General features: G+C 53.5%; 24 protein-coding genes. 12 read left to right on the plus strand and 12 right to left on the minus strand.

Going from position 1 to position 19,836, the window contains the following annotated elements; translation table 11 throughout:
• Window positions 1–110 precede the first annotated feature (110 nt).
• The 4 genes from rpsT (at window position 111) to recF (ending at window position 4,807) form a co-directional block, all read left to right on the plus strand.
• On the plus strand, window positions 111–374 hold the full coding sequence (gene rpsT / locus AC2FFP_RS18190; RefSeq protein WP_496726660.1) for a 30S ribosomal protein S20: 264 nt from the start codon (window positions 111–113) through the stop codon (window positions 372–374).
• Between the two features lie 540 nt (window positions 375–914).
• Window positions 915–2,300 carry a chromosomal replication initiator protein DnaA gene (gene dnaA / locus AC2FFP_RS18195; protein WP_496881325.1) on the plus strand — a complete coding sequence of 462 codons (1,386 nt, stop codon included), beginning with the start codon at window positions 915–917 and terminating at the stop codon, window positions 2,298–2,300.
• A gap of 228 nt (window positions 2,301–2,528) precedes the next feature.
• Window positions 2,529–3,650, plus strand: a complete 1,122-nt coding sequence (gene dnaN, locus AC2FFP_RS18200) for a DNA polymerase III subunit beta (protein WP_496769684.1) — start codon at window positions 2,529–2,531, stop codon at window positions 3,648–3,650.
• 59 nt (window positions 3,651–3,709) lie between these two features.
• Window positions 3,710–4,807, plus strand: a complete 1,098-nt coding sequence (recF, locus tag AC2FFP_RS18205; protein WP_496881326.1) for a DNA replication/repair protein RecF — start codon at window positions 3,710–3,712, stop codon at window positions 4,805–4,807.
• On the opposite strand, the gene AC2FFP_RS18210 is transcribed toward recF, so the two are convergent.
• Window positions 4,804–5,370, minus strand: a complete 567-nt coding sequence (locus AC2FFP_RS18210) for a carboxymuconolactone decarboxylase family protein (RefSeq protein WP_108861618.1) — start codon at window positions 5,368–5,370, stop codon at window positions 4,804–4,806. The genes recF and AC2FFP_RS18210 overlap by 4 nt on opposite strands.
• A gap of 99 nt (window positions 5,371–5,469) precedes the next feature.
• On the opposite strand from AC2FFP_RS18210, the gene AC2FFP_RS18215 reads away from it, so the two are divergent.
• Complete coding sequence (locus tag AC2FFP_RS18215) at window positions 5,470–6,042, plus strand: TetR/AcrR family transcriptional regulator (protein WP_496769686.1); 573 nt, start codon at window positions 5,470–5,472, stop codon at window positions 6,040–6,042.
• A 125-nt stretch (window positions 6,043–6,167) separates the two neighbouring features.
• Window positions 6,168–8,585, plus strand: coding sequence for a DNA topoisomerase (ATP-hydrolyzing) subunit B (gyrB, locus tag AC2FFP_RS18220; RefSeq protein WP_496724219.1), 2,418 nt, complete (start codon window positions 6,168–6,170; stop codon window positions 8,583–8,585).
• Between the two features lie 484 nt (window positions 8,586–9,069).
• On the opposite strand, the gene AC2FFP_RS18225 is transcribed toward gyrB, so the two are convergent.
• From AC2FFP_RS18225 to AC2FFP_RS18235, 3 genes are read right to left on the minus strand one after another with little or no spacing between them, the layout of a single operon-like run.
• On the minus strand, window positions 9,070–10,122 hold the full coding sequence (locus AC2FFP_RS18225) for an adenylate/guanylate cyclase domain-containing protein (RefSeq protein WP_496724173.1): 1,053 nt from the start codon (window positions 10,120–10,122) through the stop codon (window positions 9,070–9,072).
• Window positions 10,119–10,508 carry a DUF1987 domain-containing protein gene (locus AC2FFP_RS18230; RefSeq protein WP_496768961.1) on the minus strand — a complete coding sequence of 130 codons (390 nt, stop codon included), beginning with the start codon at window positions 10,506–10,508 and terminating at the stop codon, window positions 10,119–10,121. Before AC2FFP_RS18230 ends, AC2FFP_RS18225 begins: the two co-directional genes overlap by 4 nt.
• Before the next feature lie 10 nt (window positions 10,509–10,518).
• Complete coding sequence (locus AC2FFP_RS18235; protein ID WP_496768963.1) at window positions 10,519–11,073, minus strand: SiaB family protein kinase; 555 nt, start codon at window positions 11,071–11,073, stop codon at window positions 10,519–10,521.
• Window positions 11,074–11,193: 120 nt separating this feature from the next.
• Here AC2FFP_RS18235 and AC2FFP_RS18240 point away from each other — a divergent pair, with 120 nt between their 5' ends.
• Together AC2FFP_RS18240 and AC2FFP_RS18245 are read left to right on the plus strand one after the other, a co-directional pair.
• Window positions 11,194–11,571 (plus strand): hypothetical protein, encoded by a 378-nt coding sequence (locus AC2FFP_RS18240; protein WP_496768965.1) that lies wholly within the window; start codon window positions 11,194–11,196, stop codon window positions 11,569–11,571.
• A gap of 25 nt (window positions 11,572–11,596) precedes the next feature.
• Window positions 11,597–13,063: a SpoIIE family protein phosphatase gene (locus AC2FFP_RS18245; protein ID WP_496768967.1), complete on the plus strand. Its 1,467-nt coding sequence runs from the start codon at window positions 11,597–11,599 to the stop codon at window positions 13,061–13,063.
• A 499-nt stretch (window positions 13,064–13,562) separates the two neighbouring features.
• Here the strand turns inward: AC2FFP_RS18245 and AC2FFP_RS18250 are convergent, their stop codons facing one another.
• Window positions 13,563–13,712, minus strand: coding sequence for a hypothetical protein (locus AC2FFP_RS18250; protein WP_496845061.1), 150 nt, complete (start codon window positions 13,710–13,712; stop codon window positions 13,563–13,565).
• 144 nt (window positions 13,713–13,856) lie between these two features.
• Window positions 13,857–14,159: a hypothetical protein gene (locus tag AC2FFP_RS18255; RefSeq protein ID WP_496769848.1), complete on the minus strand. Its 303-nt coding sequence runs from the start codon at window positions 14,157–14,159 to the stop codon at window positions 13,857–13,859.
• Between the two features lie 40 nt (window positions 14,160–14,199).
• On the opposite strand from AC2FFP_RS18255, the gene AC2FFP_RS18260 reads away from it, so the two are divergent.
• Window positions 14,200–14,325, plus strand: coding sequence for a hypothetical protein (locus AC2FFP_RS18260; protein ID WP_496845059.1), 126 nt, complete (start codon window positions 14,200–14,202; stop codon window positions 14,323–14,325).
• Window positions 14,326–14,354: 29 nt separating this feature from the next.
• On the opposite strand, the gene AC2FFP_RS18265 is transcribed toward AC2FFP_RS18260, so the two are convergent.
• The 6 genes from AC2FFP_RS18265 to AC2FFP_RS18290 all read right to left on the minus strand — a co-directional run bounded on the left by AC2FFP_RS18265 (window position 14,355) and on the right by AC2FFP_RS18290 (window position 16,716).
• A complete protein-coding gene (locus tag AC2FFP_RS18265) occupies window positions 14,355–14,666 on the minus strand; it encodes a hypothetical protein (protein ID WP_496769850.1) in 312 nt (103 codons plus the stop codon).
• Window positions 14,663–14,818, minus strand: coding sequence for a hypothetical protein (locus AC2FFP_RS18270; RefSeq protein ID WP_496769854.1), 156 nt, complete (start codon window positions 14,816–14,818; stop codon window positions 14,663–14,665). Before AC2FFP_RS18270 ends, AC2FFP_RS18265 begins: the two co-directional genes overlap by 4 nt.
• Window positions 14,811–14,975 (minus strand): hypothetical protein, encoded by a 165-nt coding sequence (locus AC2FFP_RS18275; RefSeq protein ID WP_170334772.1) that lies wholly within the window; start codon window positions 14,973–14,975, stop codon window positions 14,811–14,813. The genes AC2FFP_RS18270 and AC2FFP_RS18275 overlap by 8 nt, the downstream gene beginning before the upstream one ends.
• Window positions 14,976–15,391: 416 nt before the next feature.
• Window positions 15,392–16,027: a hypothetical protein gene (locus AC2FFP_RS18280; protein WP_496769855.1), complete on the minus strand. Its 636-nt coding sequence runs from the start codon at window positions 16,025–16,027 to the stop codon at window positions 15,392–15,394.
• A gap of 3 nt (window positions 16,028–16,030) precedes the next feature.
• Window positions 16,031–16,231, minus strand: coding sequence for a hypothetical protein (locus AC2FFP_RS18285; protein ID WP_496769857.1), 201 nt, complete (start codon window positions 16,229–16,231; stop codon window positions 16,031–16,033).
• Window positions 16,210–16,716: a hypothetical protein gene (locus AC2FFP_RS18290; RefSeq protein WP_496769859.1), complete on the minus strand. Its 507-nt coding sequence runs from the start codon at window positions 16,714–16,716 to the stop codon at window positions 16,210–16,212. Before AC2FFP_RS18290 ends, AC2FFP_RS18285 begins: the two co-directional genes overlap by 22 nt.
• 577 nt (window positions 16,717–17,293) lie before the next feature.
• On the opposite strand from AC2FFP_RS18290, the gene AC2FFP_RS18295 reads away from it, so the two are divergent.
• The 3 genes from AC2FFP_RS18295 to AC2FFP_RS18305 all read left to right on the plus strand — a co-directional run bounded on the left by AC2FFP_RS18295 (window position 17,294) and on the right by AC2FFP_RS18305 (window position 19,768).
• Entirely contained in the window at window positions 17,294–18,268 is a 975-nt protein-coding gene (locus AC2FFP_RS18295; RefSeq protein ID WP_496881327.1) for an adenylate/guanylate cyclase domain-containing protein, read from the plus strand.
• A gap of 264 nt (window positions 18,269–18,532) precedes the next feature.
• A complete protein-coding gene (locus AC2FFP_RS18300) occupies window positions 18,533–18,850 on the plus strand; it encodes a hypothetical protein (RefSeq protein ID WP_496769862.1) in 318 nt (105 codons plus the stop codon).
• Window positions 18,851–19,126: 276 nt separating this feature from the next.
• Complete coding sequence (locus tag AC2FFP_RS18305; RefSeq protein WP_496780721.1) at window positions 19,127–19,768, plus strand: adenylate/guanylate cyclase domain-containing protein; 642 nt, start codon at window positions 19,127–19,129, stop codon at window positions 19,766–19,768.
• Window positions 19,769–19,836 lie beyond the last annotated feature (68 nt).

Genomic DNA, 19,836 nt, shown 5'->3' on the forward strand with positions numbered 1-19,836 from the left:
GCGCGTGCGGCCCGCTTGGCCCGACTCACACTCGTGATTTCTGATCCGGTGCGGATATTCCGTGGCGCGCAACCCTAGACAACGTACCGAACCAAAGGTCAGAGACACACATGGCTAATTCGCCCCAAGCAAAAAAACGCGCTCGTCAGAACGAGAGCCGTTTCGCAATCAACAAAGCACGTCGTTCGCGCATCCGCACCTTCCTGCGTAAGGTAGAAGAAGCGATCGCATCCGGTGACAAGGACGCTGCAACCGCAGCACTGCGCGCAGCTCAGCCTGAACTGATGCGCGGCGTCACAAAAGGCGTTTTCCACAAGAACACCGCGTCGCGTAAAATGTCGCGTCTGTCGGCTCGTGTAAAAGCGCTGGGCTAAGATCTGGGTTGACCTCGGGTCAACCAAACAAGGTGAAATGATAGAAAATGCGCCGCGTCCTGCGGCGCTTTTTTTTTGCTGTTGCCGGAAAGCCGCGCCTTCACAAACCCGAGAGATTCTTTCGGCGAAAGATACGAGTCAATATCAGAGTTTCGTTGCCGGATGCCTTGGCCTCTTGCTACCACTGTTACAGCGATTCACTCGCTTGGGGGGACAGGCTGTTCCAACGACTAGACTGACGGGCATCAGGACGGTCAGGAACGAATGTTGGCAACTGGTTTGCTAATCTGCTGCGGTCCTTGGGTCACCAGGGAACCAAGCCCTGTCGAATATGAGATTGCGTTGCGCAACCCTGTTTTTAAGGCGTTCCGGGTATGGAGCGCCGGAAAATAGGGATGTGCGGACTTTCCAAAACACACCCGCCAAACTTCTGCGGTTTGGCGTTGGTTACCCTTTTGCGTGTGAAAGCTTAATCCGGGCAACCGGAAAATAGCAATAAGGCCGACAGGCCAATAAAGAATGGGATGCGTGAGGCGCTTAATGACACAAGAGAAATGGGGACTACTACGTAACAAGTTGCTCAAGGCCATCGGAAAAAACAACTACACGACCTGGATCGAACCTCTTGAATTCCAAGAGCTGCAGGACGGTGTAGCGGTGTTTTCCGTGCCGACAAATTTCATGGGCAACTATGTCAGTCAGAACTTTGCGGATCTCATATTGTATGAGATGAACACCGCAGGGGAAACGGTTCAACGACTGACCTTTCGCGTCGCTGCCAACTCACCGGCGCGCCCTAAGGCAGAGGCCGAATCCGAGCCGACAGTTGTGCGGGTTGCACCTGTTGCGCCGCAGATGGAAGCCGCGAATGGGGCATTTGAGTCCTTGCAGGCCGCGCCGCTGGATTCCCGCTTTACCTTCGACAGTTTTGTCGTTGGCAAACCCAACGAACTGGCCCATGCCGCGGCGCGTCGTGTGTCTGAAGGTGGTCCTGTGACCTTCAACCCGCTGGTTCTTTACGGTGGCGTTGGTCTGGGTAAGACGCACCTGATGCACGCTATTGCATGGGAGCTGAAAACAAAGCACCCCGAGTTGAACGTGCTCTATTTGTCGGCGGAACAGTTCATGTACCGCTTTGTGCAGGCCTTGCGCGAACGCCGGATGATGGACTTCAAACATCTGTTCCGGTCGGTTGACGTGTTGATGGTGGACGATGTGCAGTTTATCGCCGGCAAAGATTCGACACAGGAAGAGTTTTTTCACACATTCAATGCGCTGGTAGACCAGAACAAGCAGATCATCATCTCGGCCGACCGCGCCCCGGGTGAGATCAAAGACCTTGAGGATCGGGTGAAATCGCGTCTGCAATGTGGTCTGGTGGTCGATTTGCACCCAACCGACTATGAGCTGCGACTGGGCATCCTGCAAAACAAGGTGCAGCAATACAGCAGCACATATCCCGACCTGACAATTGCCGATGGCGTCCTGGAGTTCCTGGCGCACCGGATCTCAACCAATGTTCGCGTGCTGGAAGGCGCTCTGACCCGTCTGTTCGCTTTTGCCTCGTTGGTGGGGCGCGAGATCGACATGGAGCTGACGCAGGACTGCCTGGCCGATGTGCTGCGCGCATCCGAGCGCAAGATCACTGTCGAAGAGATTCAGCGTAAAGTGTCAGACTATTACAACATCCGCCTGTCCGACATCATTGGGCCTAAACGCCTGCGGTCTTATGCCCGCCCGCGTCAGGTTGCGATGTATCTGTGCAAGCGACTGACCAGCCGGTCGCTGCCGGAAATCGGCCGCCGGTTCGGAGGACGTGACCACACGACTGTCATGCACGGCGTAAAACGCATCGAAGAGCTGAAAACCACAGACGGCCAGATTGCCGAAGATGTGGAAATGCTGCGGCGCGCGCTGGAAGCCTGAGCTCCTACCCATATCACGTTAGAAACGCCCCGGACCCTCACGCCCGGGGCGTTTTCTTGTGCGCTATTTTCCACGGATGGAAATGAACTGTGCCTGCTGGGCCACGCGGCCCTTGACGCTTTGGGCAATCCGACCGAGAAATCCATAAAAAATCCTTGTGCCTCAGGGCGGAACCGCTAACGTGCCAGTCCCGCCTATTTCGGCACGCAAGTCAGAGGAATTAAGGGTATGAAGATCAGCATCGAACGCGGCACCCTTCTCAAGGCCGTTTCCCAGGCCCAATCTGTTGTCGAACGCCGCAACACCATTCCCATACTTGCCAACGTTTTGATCGAAGCCGAAGGCGATCAGGCGATGTTCCGGGCGACCGATCTGGATATCGAAGTTGTCGACAAGGCGCCTGCGCAGGTCGAAAAAGCCGGGGCTACAACGGTCGCCGCAACGACTTTGCATGAGATCGTGCGCAAGCTTCCGGATGGCGCGTTGGTGACACTGACCGCCGACAGCGCCGCAGGTCGTCTGACGGTTGAAGCAGGCCGGTCGAATTTCTCATTGGCGACGCTGCCGAAGGAAGATTTCCCGGTGATGGCGTCCTCGGAATACCAGTCGAACTTTACGGCCTCGGCAGCCTTGCTGCGCCGGTTGTTCGATAAGTCGAAATTTGCCATCTCGACCGAAGAGACGCGTTACTATCTGAACGGCGTTTATATGCATGTGGCCGACGGATCCGATGGCGGCAAGGTGCTGCGCTGTGTGGCCACCGATGGCCACCGACTGGCGCGCATCGATGCGGATCTGCCCGATGGCGCTGCAGACATGCCCGGTGTGATCGTACCGCGCAAAACCGTGGGCGAACTGCGCAAGCTTCTGGACGACGATGAGATGGATATCGCTGTGTCGGTCAGCGAAACGAAGGTGCGATTTGCAACCCCGGATATCACGCTGACCTCAAAAGTGATCGACGGCACGTTCCCGGATTACACACGCGTTATTCCGCAGGGCAATACACGCCAGCTGGAAGTTGACGCGGCCGAGTTCGCACAGGCTGTGGACCGGGTTGCGACAGTTTCGTCCGAACGGTCTCGTGCCGTAAAGCTGCAGCTGGATACCGATAAGCTGGTGCTGTCGGTCAACGCGCCAGACAGCGGCGCGGCCGAGGAAGAACTGGCAGTCGCTTATGGTGATGAGCGCCTGGAGATCGGGTTCAACGCAAAATACCTGCTGGAAATCGCTTCGCAGGTGGATCGTGAGAACGCCGTTTTCCTGTTCAATTCAGCCGCCGACCCGACCCTGATGCGCGAGGGCGGTGACCAGAGCGCCGTGTACGTCGTCATGCCGATGCGCGTCTGATCGCACGGACGTGCGATGCCTCCGGCGGGAGTATTTTTGAAAAGATGAAGGGAGGGGTCATGGGTTTGGCCCTGACCGAGCTTACCGTCTCGCATTTTCGGTCCCACAAGCTGGCGCGACTGTCTTTGGATGGTCGGCCTGTTGCGATTCACGGGCCGAACGGGGCGGGCAAGACCAACATCCTGGAAGCGGTGTCCCTGTTTTCCCCCGGTCGCGGAATGCGGCGGGCCAGCGCGGCCGAAATGACCCGACGCCCCGAGGCGCTGGGTTGGAAACTGTCCGGGTTGCTGCAGGCGCAGGGGCGACATCACGAGATTGAAACCTGGTCTGAGGGCGGTGTCGCGCGGCAGGTTCGCATTGATGGCAAGGCGTCTAGCCAGATTGATCTGGGCAAGCTGGCGCGGATTGTCTGGTTGATCCCGTCAATGGACCGGATTTGGATCGAGGGGGCCGAAGGACGTCGGCGTTTTCTGGACCGGATCGCGCTGAGTTTCGACCCAGCCCATGCTGAGGCGTCTTTGACTTACGAAAAATCCATGCGCGAACGGAATCGCCTGCTGAAAGAGCAGGTGCGGGACGCGCATTGGTATGCCGCACTTGAAGGGCAGATGGCGGAGACTGGTCACCGCGTCCACGCGGCGCGACTTTCAGCGCTTGATCATCTGCGCGCGGCGCAGGATCAGGCGGAAACCGCGTTTCCATCGGCGGACTTGGAGTTGGTTCAGACTGAAGGTGCGATGCCGAAAACGGAAGCGGATCTGCGCGAAGCACTAAGTGAAAGCCGGTTCCGGGATCTGGCGGCTGGACGTACCCTGGTGGGACCACATCGGTCAGACGTGTACGGGGTGTTCGCTGCCAAGGGCGTTCCGGCCAAGGATTGCTCGACCGGTGAGCAGAAGGCATTATTGGTCTCATTGATCCTGTCGAACGCACGGGCCTTGGCGAGTATGATTGGCGCGCCCCCGATCGTGTTGTTGGACGAGGTGGCGGCGCATCTGGACGCGGATCGGCGCGCGGCGCTGTATGATGAGATTTGTGCGCTGGGCGCTCAGGCCTGGATGACGGGCACCGGGCCTGAGCTGTTTGCGGAACTGGGCGACCGAGCCCAATCATTGATCGTGAGTGATGGCTTTGAGGGCTCGGTCGTGTCCGCTTAGGCCGGCTCGCCGACCTTACGTTCCCACAGGAAGCCGCGCATGACTTCGTCAACCGGGGTTTTTGCCATGTGGTTCACGTAGTTCGACATGGTTTTTTGCGCCAGGCCGAGAACCACATCCAAAACTGCGCGGTGCGAGTAGCCCGCATCAAAGAACGCCTGCAGCTGTGCTTCGGTCGGGTTGCCGCGGGTTTCCATCATTTGCAGGGTGAAGGTGCGCAGTGCTTCAAGCTTGGCCGACGGCAGCGGGGTTTCATTGCGCAGGGCTTCGGTGATCTCGTCCGAAACCTTCATCATCTTGGCGATGCCGGTATGTGCGGGTACGCAATAGTGGCATTCGTTTTCCACGTTGATGGTCTGCCATACGACGGTTTTTTCGTCGTTGTCGAAATCGGTCTGCATGAACAGGCCGTGCAGAACTTGATAGCCTTCAAGATGCTGGGGGCTTTCGGCCATGACCTTGTGCAGGCCGGGCAGGCGACCAAAAGCGGCCTGCGATTTCTCCAGCAACGGTTTGGACCCTTCGGGGGCGGATTCGAGATCATGTGACGGGAAATTGGCCATGTCGGAACTCCTTTTCTGGCGCGTTCAGGCAGAAATAGTCTTTCTTGAGTGATCACTCAAGTATATATTTGAGCAACCGTTCAAGAATTGGTGAAGATGATGCCTCGCAAACCCGAATATGACCGTGATGACCTGATTGCCCGGGCCAGGGATATCTTCTGGCGTCAGGGTTGGGCTGGCACATCCCTGAAAGACCTTGAACGCGAGTTGAAGTTGAAACCCGGCAGTTTCTATGCGGCATTTGGGTCCAAGGATGCTTTGTATGGGCTGGCACTGCAACGCTACGCACAAGAGGGTGTCGCGCGACTGAAGGCTCTGGCTGACCGGTTAGGACCATTGGAAGCTTTGAAGGCGCAGCCGCGTTTGGTGATCGAGGCCAGCGGAGCGCCAGCAAAAGCCTGCATGTTAGCTAAGACCTATGCTGAATTGCAGGCCAAGGATCACGAACTGGCGGGGCAGGCGGGTATCCTCATGTCCGAGATGAAGGCCTGTTTTGCGGACCTGTTCCGTCAGGCGCAAGAGGCCGAGGATATCGCCCTAAGCCACGATCCGAACCGACTGGCGACGCGCTATCAATCTGACCTTTTGGGGCTGCGGTTGTCGGCCGAGCGCAGTGATGTCGACGCCCATGAAATCGCAGCGGATATAGCGGCCGATATCGACCGTTTATAGGGATTCGGCAGTCAGCTGCCGAAAGAAACGAAATCACGCAAGACCGACACAAAATGTTGGGGTAGCGCGTGACAATCCCCCCCAGAAAACGTATAAGTTACCAAAATAATATAGGTACTGACGGCATGTCCGAAGACGCACAGGCACCCCAGGAATACGGTGCAGATTCCATTAAAGTTCTCAAAGGGTTAGAGGCAGTTCGAAAGCGCCCCGGTATGTATATCGGCGACACGGACGATGGCTCGGGCCTGCACCATATGGTGTACGAGGTCGTGGACAATGGAATTGACGAAGCTTTGGCCGGTCACGCTGACCATGTAACCGTCAAAATTCACGCCGACTCCAGTGTATCTGTCAGCGATAACGGCCGCGGAATTCCCGTCGATATTCACCCCGAAGAAGGTGTTTCTGCCGCCGAAGTGATCATGACCCAGCTGCATGCCGGCGGCAAGTTCGACAGCAATTCCTACAAGGTTTCGGGCGGCCTGCATGGCGTTGGCGTTTCGGTTGTGAACGCGTTGTCGAACTGGCTGGAATTGCGCGTCTGGCGTAACGGCAAAGAACACGTCGCACGGTTCGAGGGCGGTGAGACGGTTGAACACCTGAAAGTTGTCGCTGACTGCGGTGACCGGACCGGAACCGAGGTGCGGTTTCTGGCGTCGTTGGATACGTTCTCAAACCTGGAATATTCATTCGAGACGCTGGAAAAGCGTCTGCGCGAACTGGCCTTCCTGAACTCGGGTGTACGGATCATTCTGATTGATGAACGCCCGGCAGAGCGGTTGGAGACCGAGCTGTTTTACGAAGGCGGCGTCAAGGAATTTGTCAAATACCTGGACCGCTCCAAGACGTCCGCGATGCCCGAACCGATCTATATCAAGGGTGAGCGTGACGATATCGGTGTCGAAATCGCCATGTGGTGGAACGACAGCTATCACGAGACAGTCCTGCCCTTCACCAACAACATCCCACAGCGCGATGGCGGAACCCATATTGCCGGTTTCCGCGGTGCGCTGACCCGGACCATCAACAACTACGCCCAGACCAGCGGGATCGCGAAAAAGGAAAAGGTCAGCTTTACCGGCGACGATGCGCGCGAGGGTCTGACCTGTGTGCTGTCGGTCAAAGTCCCCGACCCTAAATTCTCGTCCCAGACCAAGGACAAGCTGGTGTCATCCGAAGTGCGCCCTGCAGTCGAAGGTCTGATGAACGAAAAGCTGGCTGAATGGTTCGAAGAAAATCCGAACGTGGCCAAGATTATCGTTGGCAAAATTATCGAGGCCGCTCTGGCACGTGAAGCTGCCCGCAAGGCGCGCGAGCTGACCCGCCGCAAAACGGCGATGGATGTGAATTTTCTGGCCGGTAAGCTCAAGGATTGTTCGGAAAAGGACCCGACCAAAACCGAAGTCTTCCTGGTTGAGGGTGATTCCGCGGGCGGATCAGCGCAAACGGGCCGCGATCGGCAAACTCAGGCAATTTTGCCTCTCAAGGGTAAAATCCTGAACGTTGAACGTGCACGGTTTGACCGGATGTTGTCATCTCAGGAAATCGGCAACCTCGTCATGGCGCTGGGTACCGGGATCGGGCGAGACGAGTTCAATATCGAAAAACTGCGCTATCATAAAATCGTCATCATGACCGATGCGGACGTCGACGGTGCGCATATCCGGACATTGCTGTTGACGTTTTTTTACCGGCAGATGCCTGAGCTGATTGAGGGCGGTTATCTCTACATCGCCCAACCGCCGCTTTACAAAGTGGCGCGCGGTAAATCCGAAGTGTACCTGAAGGATCAGGCGGCGATGGATGAATACCTGGTCAACCAAGGTGTCGAAGGGGCAGTTCTGAAGCTCGGTTCTGGCGAAGAGATCTTGGGTCAGGATCTGACGCGCATTGTCGACGAAGCGCGTCAGTTGAAGCGCGTTTTGGACGCCTTCCCAACCCATTATCCACGCCACATCCTGGAACAGGCCGCCGTTGCAGGTGCCTTCGTGCCAGGCGCGGTCGATGCGGATTTGCAGGGCGTTGCAGACAAGGTCGCCGCGCGTCTCGACCTCATCGCGCTGGAATACGAACGCGGCTGGCAGGGCCGGATCACACAGGATCACGGAATTCGTCTTGCCCGTATTTTGCGCGGCGTGGAAGAGGTGCGTACCTTGGACGGTCCGATGCTGCGCTCGGGCGAGGCGCGCAAGACCGGCAGCTTCACGCAAAGTCTGCAAGAGATCTACAACACCCCGGCTACGCTGGTCCGTCGCGACCGGTCACAGGCAATTCACGGCCCGTTGGATCTGCTGCGCGCCATTCTGGAAGAAGGTGAAAAGGGCTTGTCGCTGCAGCGCTACAAGGGTCTGGGTGAGATGAACCCGGATCAGCTCTGGGAAACGACGCTGGACCCGGACGCACGTACGCTTTTGCAGGTGCGGGTGGACGACATGGTCGAAGCGGATGATCTGTTCACCAAACTGATGGGCGACGTGGTGGAACCACGCCGCGAGTTCATCCAGCAAAATGCCCTGAGCGTGGAGAACCTGGATTTCTAGGATTTTGTAGGTTTGCGCATAGCACTTCGCACACCCCATAAGTTTGCGTAGTTCGCCCATAGTTTTGCGCTGTGCGTTTGTCTGCATTAGCGACGAATTCAATTAGTATATGGCATAGTCGTTGCGGTAATGGCCCTTTGCATTGCTCAATCCCGCAAAGGGCCTCCCTAAGGAACCTGGGATTCTCGCGAAGGTCTGCGATGCGCAGAAAGCGGGCTTTGCAAAGTTTGGCGAACAGCTCTCTTCTGAATTCAAGGGTAGGTCTTTATTCTGCGGTCGCAGATCGCATTGCAGCCGTCCGCTGCAAGAGCAATCTTTTGGGTTGGGTGAGCTCACAGTCCGCGGGCGAAGCTACCTTTGAGGCAGGTTACATCTAATTCAGATGTATGAACAAAACTGACCTTGTCCACGGCATGGAACAATTCTTGAGAATTCGTGGGAATTTTCTGAGACACGTTCAAACACTGGCTGCGAGACCTCAGTGTTAGTTTTTGCGGAGTGATGCAAGAGCCGTTTTAAGTATCTCTAAGCTTGCGGCGCGTTCTTCTGGTGTCATCGAGCTCGGGTCCAACACCATTTGAAAATTCGGGTTTTCATATACTACTTTTTCTGCGCGCGGTCTCGATTTCTTTTGACCCAAGACACGGTATGTCATGACAGGTTGAGCCACGCCTTTGACTTGGATAGCTCCAACTTCTTCGGTCTCTATTTCGTGGTTCACGTGCGCCCAGGTTTCGTACGAGATGTAAATCTCTCCTTCCTCGGCCTGATGCTCCAACCTTGATGCCACGTTCACAGAGCCGCCGATAATGGTGTAATCCATTCGGTCGTCACTTCCAAAATTCCCAACCGTACAAAAGCCTGTATTGATACCTATACGGCATTGTAAATGTTGCCTTATTCCATGACGAATCCATTTTGCCCGCAACTCTGTCAACTTGTCTCGCATTGCAATTGCCATTCTCACACATGCCAAAGCATCTTCCCGCACCCCTTTAGTCTCCGGGTCTCCAAAGAAAACAAGGATTGCGTCCCCGATAAACTTATCTATCGTCGCACCGTGGTTCAGAGCGACTTCCGCCATTTCGGTCAGGTAGCTGTTCAGGAGTTCTGTTAAATCTTCCGACTCCATCTGATCCGTAAGCTCTGTGAAGCCGGCGACGTCCGAGAAAAACACTGTCAGCTTTTTTCGCTTACTCGCGAGTTTAACTTCTTGGCGACCGGAAAAGATCGAGTTGTAGACTTGAGGCGATAAGTATTTGGCAAGCTTTCCTGACAATGCCTCCAGCTCTTGGTTCTTTTGGGCAACCTCTTCGGCGGCGATGCGCTGTTTTTCGGCTAATGCATTCAGTTCCCGCTCGTTACGATCACTCAATCGCATCATGCGCCGCGTGGTTCTGAGCAGCTTTCTGTATTCTCCGACAAGGTTTTCAATTGATTTGCGTGTTTCATCATTCGGAAACTGTCCACTGTTTATAGCTGCTTCCGCGACTTCCAAAGCCTCATTCTCGCGAACAAAGAGATCGTCGATAGTCATCGATCCGACAACTTTTCCAGTGTGAACTTGGCATGTTTCAGGTCTTCCCCAAACTCCTCCCCAAGTTCTTCCATGGTCGCGTCTTCGGGGTCGTGAAACCAATAGACGTCAACTCTATTCCCCGCCTCAGCAGCGGAATCCAAAAGCTCCATGATCATCATGATGGCCTTGGCGCTGGACGAATTGAAATAGATGAGTTCAAAGTCAAAACGACATTTGGACATTAAACCATCCGACAACCAACTTTTCAAAGCATCAAACAACGGGTTGTAAAACGTCGTAACATCCTCAGGGTAGGATTCCCCAATCAGTTTGAGGTGGCCAACGTCAAAATCGAACGCCACGGCCGGGGTGCGGTTTGTTGCTGGGATATCAATTTTCTGCATTCGTACCCTCTTAAATCGTCGCTTTGAGTGCGAAGAATGCGTGCTGATCGTCAATCCGCATAAAATCAAACTCGATTGGCCTTGACGCTCGACGCGCAATTTCAATTAACCCGATACCTGCATTATTGCTGACGGCGTCAGTTTCTGACCGGAGTTGGCCTTTGTACGCAGCCCTAAGCTCCTCACGATTCATGGCGCGTAGTTCGGAAAGTCGTTTTCGCATGTTGTCTACGTCACTCAAAAGGATCAGATTGCCCGCATGAACGACATAGCCGTTGGCCTCATTTCCTATGGTCACGATGCCGTAACTTATATCCAGTACCTCGGTCTCACCGTCGGCTGATAGCCGTTCGACTGAATATCTGATGATGTTCTGCATTTGCTCTACGAAAACAGCGAAAACGCTTCGGAGAGTTTTTGTGTCAGCATCTTCAGACACTAATTTCTGCTTTAACGCATCGCCAACACCACTGAGGATACCTTCGGTTACATAACCACTGTATGCAAAGACAACACCTTGTCGGCGCAGGTTGGCGCGTAGATCATAGACTTCGCTTGCAAGCATCTGTTCCCCTTGGTCATGCTTGGGTGGCACCAAGTTCAATTCAGGTCTTAATATCATAAGATACACATTTATGCATTTTCAGTGTATCAATTGTGCAGTGTTGTTAGTGGGGAGGTTTATATGATTAGGCTATTGTGTGTGGTTGCCGTAGTAATATCGTCCGACCCGGCTACAGCCGCCGACATTCCAACAGAGATCAAGGCAAAGCTCCAATCCGCCATGATTTCGCATGTCGATGGGGTAATGGTCGACGGTTCTTACACGTATCTGGATACGACCACCAACGCGTTTGAAACCGTTTACCCTGCGAATGTTCATCCCATGGTTCTTCTTGCGGGAAGTGACTATTTCGTCTGCTCTGAAATGATAACCGAAGATGGCGATACCGTGACGGCGGACTTTCTTGTGCGTGAAGTTTCCGGGGATTACAAAGTTGTACAGATGATCGTCAACAATCGTGGCGCTCTTCAGGCCGCGATGAAGAACATCGGGAACTAGATGCCGGACACTATAGAGGCATTTAGTGCGTAAACTCTGGACATCTTTGAAGCGCCGAATATTTCTGAAGCATATTCTGGCGACGCTCCTGCTCGGAGGCGTGTTAAATGCCATTGTGCTTCTTTTTTACTATGAATTCAAAAAGCAAGCTCAAACGGATCAGGTTGCCGCGGAAGTTGCAACGATTGCCAATCGGATCGCGCGTCCGTTGGCTGAATTGGTTGAAGCAGGAAGTCTTGTGCAAGCAACGAGCCTGCTGGCTGTCTATTCGGGTTTTCCTTACGTTATTTGCGCCGAACAGAGGTTAGAGCAAAGCTCAGAAACCTTGGTTTCCTGGCCTGCTATAGGATGCGACAAGATAAAAAAACCTGGTTTAGACATCGTCGTTTCTGTTCCGACGGCCGCAGGGCCGACAACGATGTTGGCCCGAATTGATCAGGCGATCTTGAACGATGAGTTAAGGACAGAAGTGGGGGTTGTGGTCCTTCTTGGAGTTCTCGGGGGATTTGCGCTCATCTTAGCAGGCGCTGCTGCATTTCTTTGGCTCATCAACAGACCTCTCGGCCAAATGTTGAAAGCCATTGAAAAGTTCGAGCGATACGATGACCCTCAAATTGTCCCATACGAGTCAGAAGATGAGATTGGCAAGGTTGTTCAAAGCTATAACTCAATGCTGGATCGCGAGGTTGAACGTGTCAATGAAATCCGCGAGGCGCACCACCAGATCGTCGCAAGCGTAAACTATGCCACGCGAATTCAGCAGGGTTTGCTGCCCACGACAAGCCAGTGCAAGGCCGCCTTTGCTGATTTCGCTGTCATATGGGAACCACGCGATTTGGTTGGTGGGGACATCTACTGGATCAAAACGGATGGCCCAATTACGACGCTCGCCGTAATTGACTGTACTGGACATGGCGTTCCCGGAGGCTTCATGACCATGTTGGCAATCGCTACACTCGAGCGGCTCTACTTCGAAAATGAAACGCTTAGCCCGTCACTGGCGCTGTCCAAGTTGAGCGACTTGACGCGTGCACTTTTAAATCAGGATACTGCAAACGGGACTTCTAACGACGGCATGGACGCTGCGATATGCCAGATCGATTCAGCAAAAGGGGTTGCGACGTTTGCAGGCGCGCACATGTCTCTTTTGGTCAAATCCAAGACTGGAATTGACCGAATCCGAGGCGATAAGCTGAGCATTGGGTATGTGGATACTCCAATTGGTCCAAAATTCTTGGAACACGAAGTTCAAATGGATCAAATAGCAGATTTTTTTATTTCAACTGATGGGTTGATTGATCAATTAGGTGGAGAAAAACGTTTGGCTTTTGGCTTCCAGAAAGTTGTATCTGTATTCGAACAGGAAGAGTGGTCGTGTTCGGAAGATCTATTGTCGGCTATTCACGGCGCTTACCAAGATCATAGTACGAATGAAGAACGTTTGGATGACTTAACCATGATCGCTTTTCGCACTGCCCGAAAAACAGATTAAGGTGCGTTTGTGAGATGCAACGCCCTCTGCTTATCCGTAAACGTTGATGTCTACTCCTGTACTACCTAAGGCTTTGTTAGGCTTTAATAAAACTGAGGTGACGTCGGTTTTTCCTCGCTGAACAGACCCTACAATAGACTGACCATTCTACAGGGCGCTTCGGAGACATAGGTGCGGCCGCGGGATCGTCGAGATCGTCATACTGAACCTGAATGGCCGCTTTTTGAGTTTCCCATGAATTACTTTGCGACTGCAAAGAACGGCAGTGCCCGTCCCGCGTGTTACTGTGGCATGTCTGGTTTGGGCTGGTTGCGGTCAACCATGCTCATCGTAGAGACTGGTGGTTCATGGTTCCGCAGAGCAGTGTTGGGGAAATGCTTATCCGGGGCGCTTTGGTTCCTAGCAGGAGAGGCGCTTAGAAGAAGCGCGCACTACTACAACGACAGTCGCCATAGACTTCAGATGTCAAAAATTGGGTAATGACGGCAGGTAAGCTGTACTAGCGGTCTGGGTCTGTATCGAGTTTGCCCCAGAAATCGTCAACCAGATCTGAGAAGCCATCATTCGAGGCCGCCTTGGGCAGTAGATCAGCTCCTCGCCGGCGTTCGACCTCGGCCATTAGTTCTTCTTCTGTTACTGTCTCAACCACATCACATCGAAGAGCTTCAATCTCGTCCGCTGTCCACGACTCAAATTTGTCAGTGTAGAAGCCTAGGGAATACGGCTCGTCATCAGAAATCTGCTTGATCACAGCATTCCAATCTTCGCTCTGGTTCGATTCCTTTTCGACCCTCTATTCAGGTTCGCGAATGGACTCACGGATCAACGGCGGCAGCTTTGCCTGAGCGCTTTCCATATCCACTCCGGTTGTTAGCAGCCACATGTCCACGATCTTGCGAACAAGCGACCAAACAGTTTGATTTCGTGGGTGGTCTTCAATTCTGCCGCCAAGGCCTTTTTCCTGAATGCCCAGCTGTTCAGCGGCCCGTTCGTTCATTCGAATATTGTAATCAGACACTTCCGCGAGTTCTGAATCGTTCTCAGCCACAGCTCGGGCGACCTCTTGATCACCAACATAGACAACCACCTTCAACATCCCGCTACCCCTTCCTTCGCCGGTTGATCACTCGGTCCAGGTGGCCGTAGTCCAGATCTCGCATGATCCTTTGCACTTGCTCTGGATCGACTTCGCGATCTTTTCCAGCGGTGTGGACGATGTGTCTGACGTAGATCGCCAACGCGACAATGATCACGGCGGATAAGATCAAGCTGAAATGCTCGGGCCCCATCACTAAGTCTTCTTCCTTGGGTCTTCGTTCCCGAGGTCGTCGAACACGTTGCCGCTACCATCTGTGATCTCAACATCATCGTCGTCAGTCACTAGATCCCAGGTGTTCTCTTTGACCCATTCATCCCGCCATTTGGGCGCGTCGGCCGGACGCTGTGCAAAATCGGCGATTTGCTCGAAAATCATTTTGCGCAATGCAAGCCAGACCTCCGGACCCTCTTTGCGACGAGCTTGCAACTCTGCGATCAAGTCACTTAGAGGAACATCCTTTAACGGGCGCCCGAAGGTCTCTTCTTCTGAAAAATCATCTGTCATCGCTCAACATCCTCGACACTGATCGTCAAGACTAAGATCTTGTTTGGTTTTACAGTGATCTGTTTTCCTTCAATCTCTCGAAGTTGGCCGTTCACCAAAGTCTCGCAGATTACGAAAATTGGGATTTCCTCTTCTGCAGTCTCGTCACTCATCTGGCTTACCCTTCGGATCAGGCACCTTTCGCGACCGGATCTCATCCGAGGTAATCGGCTTGGTAAGTTTTGCTCGACCGGCCGCAATTTCAGCCTCCCGAAGCCTAAGCAAACGCAAGGTTTGTTCATCCAGCTCAACGTCGTCATCATCACCCATCAGACTTCTCCCGAGTACAGTAACAGTGAGAACAGAGCACTTGAGACCTGTCGGCTGTCCGAACGATGTCACCAACGAGGCCCCACTCTTCACACGTCACACCGCATCGAAATTCCATCCAGTCAGCGTACTCCTGGATGAGATCGTGGTATCGACTGAAACCGATGAAAATCTGGCCATCCTGGCCTTTCTTAATATCCAAGATCTGAATAGTTCCAGGGTCCAGTGCCCTGAAATCCTGACTGAAGGAAAGCTTGTGGAGTGCTTGCGAAATCATGGCGAGCCAGCCCTTTCCGACAGCAGGAACAAGAGATGCGCAATCCGGAGAAACGAGGTCTGGATAGTTTTCCACAATGTCTAGCCTAAGGCTGTCGGGCCAGGATTCTTCGGCGCCCTCAAATCGCCGCCGCAGAGCATCATTGTAGCACCAGATGCAAAGCGTCGTCACAAACATCAAGGATGTTCTGGCGTTGGGCAGAATTAGAACAACCTTCACAGGTTTGCTCAATCTGATCGACACGCCATTGAATCTCTTCACTCGCAGCCTGGTTGCAGCCCGGGCGCTCATAGACGCGCAAGCCTCCCCATTTCTGTTTGATCTGAACGATGGACGGGTGTTCATCACCAAACAGGTCGGGCTGCTCGTCGATCAACCTCTTCACTTTCTCAAGTGCAAGCGTAAGCTGCTCCGCCCACCCGGCACGATACTCACCAAGCTGCTTGAAGACGCTTCCATGAATATCATTCCAGCCGACAATACTGCTCATCACTGACCGCCGGGCCCGCGCCTCTTTGAGATCGTGTGAAACCTCCGCCATAGCAGTCATCATACGGTCGACCACTTCGCGGTCATCACACTCGACATGTGGAACCTCGGTCGACCATGTAACGTCAGAGACGTGCGGAGCTGGGTAGTTGTGCGCCATCACCAAACGCATCTCCTCGGCGTACCAGGCGTCAAATGAGCGGAGATCATCTGGCGCTCCATGGTCCTCGATCACACCTCGGACCTTTTCCCGGAATTCCTTCCAGCTCTTTTCGACATCATCCATCAGTCACATTCTCCAGAACTTGGTCTTGTTGAGATGGAAGACCCCTCCCGGGATATGGCAAATGGCAATCGGCGGGACATGACCGGTGGCCCGCGAGCCCGTATTCATGAGCTTCCGGGCGTAGTCCTCATCATCGTAGTCTTCCATAATCTTATTGAAGTTCACTTGTTGTTCGGCGGTCATCACCAGTTCTGCTTCACGCACGCGGGGCACCGATTACGGTCATCCGTTCGGTCGATCTGACCGAAATATCCACAAATTGAGCAGGTCAACCTGTCCCGAACGGGCTTCTTTCGAACGCCAAAGAACCTCTTCCTTTCGGGGTGGCGCTTGCTCGCGACATCATGCGCGCACCAGCAGCAAAGTGTCGTGTACCAGCCGTCCAGAAGTTGGGTCTCAGCAGCGTTTGAGCATCGTTCACAGGTACGAATTGCTCGTGCAATTGTGGCGGTGATCATCGACTGAATTTGTCGATCATCACACCGGTGGTAGATGCGGAGCTCGCCGAGGTTCTCTTTGATCTGGAGGATGAAGGGGTAGGTGGCATCCTTCTGATCACAGTATTCTTTAACCTCTGTGAACAGCGCCGTGACCAAGCCTGACCAGCCTTCGGGTGTGCGACCGAGGCTCTCCTCGACCGATTGCTTGATATCGTTGAAGTCAATTGTGTTAGTAACATCGTCCGCCATGTCGGACTCCTCCAGGGGATGGTAGGAGGCGTCGGAATCGAACCGAATCGTGCACTCTAATCTGGAGCAATTACAAGGATATAAGCCTCGCCCGCATACCAATGCTGCCTCCCACGGATTTTGCGTGGGTTATCGACCTCAGGCCGATATTCGATGGCAGTGGATGCGTGTGAACGTCATGACCGCAAGCTGAACCAGTTCGCATAACCATGTCAAGACAGAGCGTGCTGCACTTAGAAATTCACCGCGTAGTTCTGGGAACCTTCTAGCTTAGCGTGTGCCAAAAAGACTGAAGTATCCTTTTTTGCGGGTCAGTGCAGCGCCGAGTAGCTCTCCGACAGCGAAACGATTCGATACCCTGTGATCCGGACTCGAACTCAGATACTCCGTCGATAGTTCGCTCTGAACCGACGTGCGTCTTTTGATCTGCGTCTTATGCGCTCCGTTTTAGAGAAATACAAAAGTCTTGATCTGACCAAACCTCAGCGGCAGCATTGACCTGCATCTTTCGAAAATGGAGATCCCGGTTGCAAGACCTTGTAAGTCTCATTCCATTTAGCGTCTCGAGTCATTTGTGATGATACGTTCCTCACCTGAACTGCTGGCAGTTTCGAGGCGTTGGTATGAAATACTCAGAACCAAAAAGAATACTGACGAGTTGCAGGATTTTCTGTCGAAGGCAGATGAACTACGGTTTGTTGGGACAGGCGAAGGAGAGTTTTGGAGCGGGCAAGCAGTTCGCGATGGGGTTAGCGGCTTTTTCGCGGAGATCCCCGCTCCCGTCGTTTTCGAAGAAGTTGAAGCTGAGGCCTCCGAAAACGGAGAGACGGGATGGTCATCCTTCGTCCACAAGATTCAGTTTGTCGGCTTTGATGAAGCCGTCTTTTACCGCACCGTTCTGATTTTTGTCCTGGAGGGAGCAGCCTGGAAGATCATCAATCGCCACGCTTCAGTGCCAACTCCAAATATTGAACTCGTGGGTAAAGAGCAGCTGGCCATCCAAAAACTTGTTGATGCTGCGCGCGAAGATGGACCCGAGCTGATCCAAACCGAAGGTTTGGCTTCAGTACTTTTCACTGATGTAGAAGGCAGTACAACGTTGGCGGAGGCGTTGGGCGATCAGCGCTGGTCGGTGCTGATCGAAAATCACTTCCAAGTCTTGGCGGCGATCATTGAAAAGTATCATGGCCAGTTCGTGAAATCCCTTGGAGACGGAACGTTGTCCGTCTTTCCGTCCGCGAAGGAAGCGCTAACGGCCGCTGTCAAGATTCAGAAGGCCATTGCACCGGCTTCCGAGGAGCCGTCTTTCGGTGTGCGGATTGGAATTCACACTGGCGATGTCGTGCAATCTCGTGGAGATTTTTTTGGCACTGTGGTCAACAAAGCTTCACGCATAACCACGGTTGGTGCGGCAGGCGAGATACTCGTTTCAGATGCGACTCGCGCCATGGTCGGAGGACGAACCGATTTCTCATTTTCTGAAATAGAACCCAGACTCCTGAAAGGTCTACGCGGTCACCACGTCTTGTATCGGTTGGAGTGGCAAGATTGAGTATTTCGGTTGCCTCAATGCCGACAGATCACACAGATACCCCGCAAAGCTCAGTCGCAAAAGTCTTGCGGTACGCGCCACAGCTCACATCGCCAGCAATTCCTGATGAATTGCGGCCATTGCCCCGGTGTCGCGTGTGCAATACGCCACAAGATCAGCATATACCTTAGGGCTGCAAGCGCAGTGGGAGAATTGAATTTGATGTGTACTTGAACTGAATTAGACTAGTAACAAACTGTTCAGACATCTCATCGTGAGGTCATCATGGCAGCTCCATTAATCCAAGACTGGGAACTCACAGCCGCCATAAAGGACTTAGCCGATTGGCTGGTTCAACAGGGCTTGGAGAATGCGCCGGTTGAAACCTGGTTGGAAGCATTCTGCAAACGTCTTGTTTCGGCAGGGATTCCGCTTCTGAGAGCAAACATTACTGTGCGCGCTCATCATCCCGAGATTGGGACAGTCGCTTTCCGCTGGCACAGGGATGGCGGTCATGAGCGAGAGAACTTTGTCCGAAGAACGGATGCGCCTGAGGAATACGTTCTAAGCCCGATTTACTATCTTTTGGCAAACAACGTTTAAGAGATCAGACAAGATCTGACAGTCGAAGAACCCGCGCTCAACTTTCCGATCTTCGACGAACTTCGCGAGCGCGGTGCAACTGACTACTTCGCTGTTAAACGGTTTTTCCTTATTCAGGACAATACTACGCCAGTCGATCCAATGCAGGCCTATGAAGGTGCTATAATCTCGTTGACAACCGACGCGAGCGGGGGATTCACAAGCGAGCAACTTGATGGTTTGCGTCAACTGATATCTCCACTTTGCCTGACGCTGAAATGTGGGGCGAACCGACTGATGGCTGAAGACATTACAGCCGCATATCTGGGCAAGGACGCCAGCAGGCGCGTTCTTTCCGGGGACATCACCCGAGGTTCATCGGAAACTATTTCAGCGGTGATTTGGTATTTTGACTTGCAAGGATTTACCAAATTGTCAGAGGCGCTTCCGGGGGACTCAATCATAGAATTGCTAAACGACTACTTCGCGGAAGGTGTTGACGTAGTCGAACGCAATGGCGGTAACGTTTTGAAATTCATGGGAGATGGAATGCTTGCCATCTTCGATATCAATCAAGTTCCGGACGCTCGCCGCGTCGTAATTCACGCGGCAGCGGAGTTGCGAGATACCTTTGAGGAACTCAACCAACGACGGCAAGCGGATGGTTTGCCAATGACCGGCTTCACTCTTTCGTTGCACGCAGGCGATGTTCTTTACGGCAACATCGGCGGTAGATCTCGCTTAGATTTCACAGTGGTCGGCCCAGCGGTAAACACAACTTCGCGCATTTTAGGCATGTGCAGCGCGCTTGATCAGAACATTGTGGTTTCCGATAAGGTGGCAGGCGACTTGGTGGGCTCCATTCCAAGTCTTGTTTCCCTGGGGCAATACAGATTGCGCGGTGTTGCTGAAAGACAGGAGCTGTTCACGATAGACTAGATAAAGCTCAATCCAAAAGTTCTGGCCCATTAGGCCAGGCGCGTAAACAACCGCTAGCGCCGCGCGGG

This window comes from Ruegeria sp. YTSC004, assembly GCF_059609805.1.

What these genes read in the sequence shown, in the direction of transcription:
- dnaA (WP_496881325.1), top strand. Translation starts at nt 915, where the DNA reads ATGACACAAGAGAAATGGGGACTACTACGTAACAAGTTGCTCAAGGCC.
- rpsT (WP_496726660.1), top strand. Translation starts at nt 111, where the DNA reads ATGGCTAATTCGCCCCAAGCAAAAAAACGCGCTCGTCAGAACGAGAGC.
- AC2FFP_RS18215 (WP_496769686.1), top strand. Translation starts at nt 5,470, where the DNA reads ATGCCTCGCAAACCCGAATATGACCGTGATGACCTGATTGCCCGGGCC.
- AC2FFP_RS18280 (WP_496769855.1), bottom strand. Translation starts at nt 16,027, where the DNA reads ATGGATGATGTCGAAAAGAGCTGGAAGGAATTCCGGGAAAAGGTCCGA.
- AC2FFP_RS18255 (WP_496769848.1), bottom strand. Translation starts at nt 14,159, where the DNA reads ATGTTGAAGGTGGTTGTCTATGTTGGTGATCAAGAGGTCGCCCGAGCT.
- AC2FFP_RS18240 (WP_496768965.1), top strand. Translation starts at nt 11,194, where the DNA reads ATGATTAGGCTATTGTGTGTGGTTGCCGTAGTAATATCGTCCGACCCG.
- AC2FFP_RS18235 (WP_496768963.1), bottom strand. Translation starts at nt 11,073, where the DNA reads ATGCTTGCAAGCGAAGTCTATGATCTACGCGCCAACCTGCGCCGACAA.
- AC2FFP_RS18270 (WP_496769854.1), bottom strand. Translation starts at nt 14,818, where the DNA reads ATGAGTGACGAGACTGCAGAAGAGGAAATCCCAATTTTCGTAATCTGC.
- AC2FFP_RS18295 (WP_496881327.1), top strand. Translation starts at nt 17,294, where the DNA reads ATGATACGTTCCTCACCTGAACTGCTGGCAGTTTCGAGGCGTTGGTAT.
- AC2FFP_RS18300 (WP_496769862.1), top strand. Translation starts at nt 18,533, where the DNA reads ATGGCAGCTCCATTAATCCAAGACTGGGAACTCACAGCCGCCATAAAG.
- AC2FFP_RS18210 (WP_108861618.1), bottom strand. Translation starts at nt 5,370, where the DNA reads ATGGCCAATTTCCCGTCACATGATCTCGAATCCGCCCCCGAAGGGTCC.
- AC2FFP_RS18305 (WP_496780721.1), top strand. Translation starts at nt 19,127, where the DNA reads ATGGCTGAAGACATTACAGCCGCATATCTGGGCAAGGACGCCAGCAGG.
- AC2FFP_RS18265 (WP_496769850.1), bottom strand. Translation starts at nt 14,666, where the DNA reads ATGACAGATGATTTTTCAGAAGAAGAGACCTTCGGGCGCCCGTTAAAG.
- AC2FFP_RS18225 (WP_496724173.1), bottom strand. Translation starts at nt 10,122, where the DNA reads ATGACTATCGACGATCTCTTTGTTCGCGAGAATGAGGCTTTGGAAGTC.
- gyrB (WP_496724219.1), top strand. Translation starts at nt 6,168, where the DNA reads ATGTCCGAAGACGCACAGGCACCCCAGGAATACGGTGCAGATTCCATT.
- dnaN (WP_496769684.1), top strand. Translation starts at nt 2,529, where the DNA reads ATGAAGATCAGCATCGAACGCGGCACCCTTCTCAAGGCCGTTTCCCAG.
- AC2FFP_RS18230 (WP_496768961.1), bottom strand. Translation starts at nt 10,508, where the DNA reads ATGCAGAAAATTGATATCCCAGCAACAAACCGCACCCCGGCCGTGGCG.
- AC2FFP_RS18290 (WP_496769859.1), bottom strand. Translation starts at nt 16,716, where the DNA reads ATGGCGGACGATGTTACTAACACAATTGACTTCAACGATATCAAGCAA.
- recF (WP_496881326.1), top strand. Translation starts at nt 3,710, where the DNA reads ATGGGTTTGGCCCTGACCGAGCTTACCGTCTCGCATTTTCGGTCCCAC.
- AC2FFP_RS18275 (WP_170334772.1), bottom strand. Translation starts at nt 14,975, where the DNA reads ATGGGTGATGATGACGACGTTGAGCTGGATGAACAAACCTTGCGTTTG.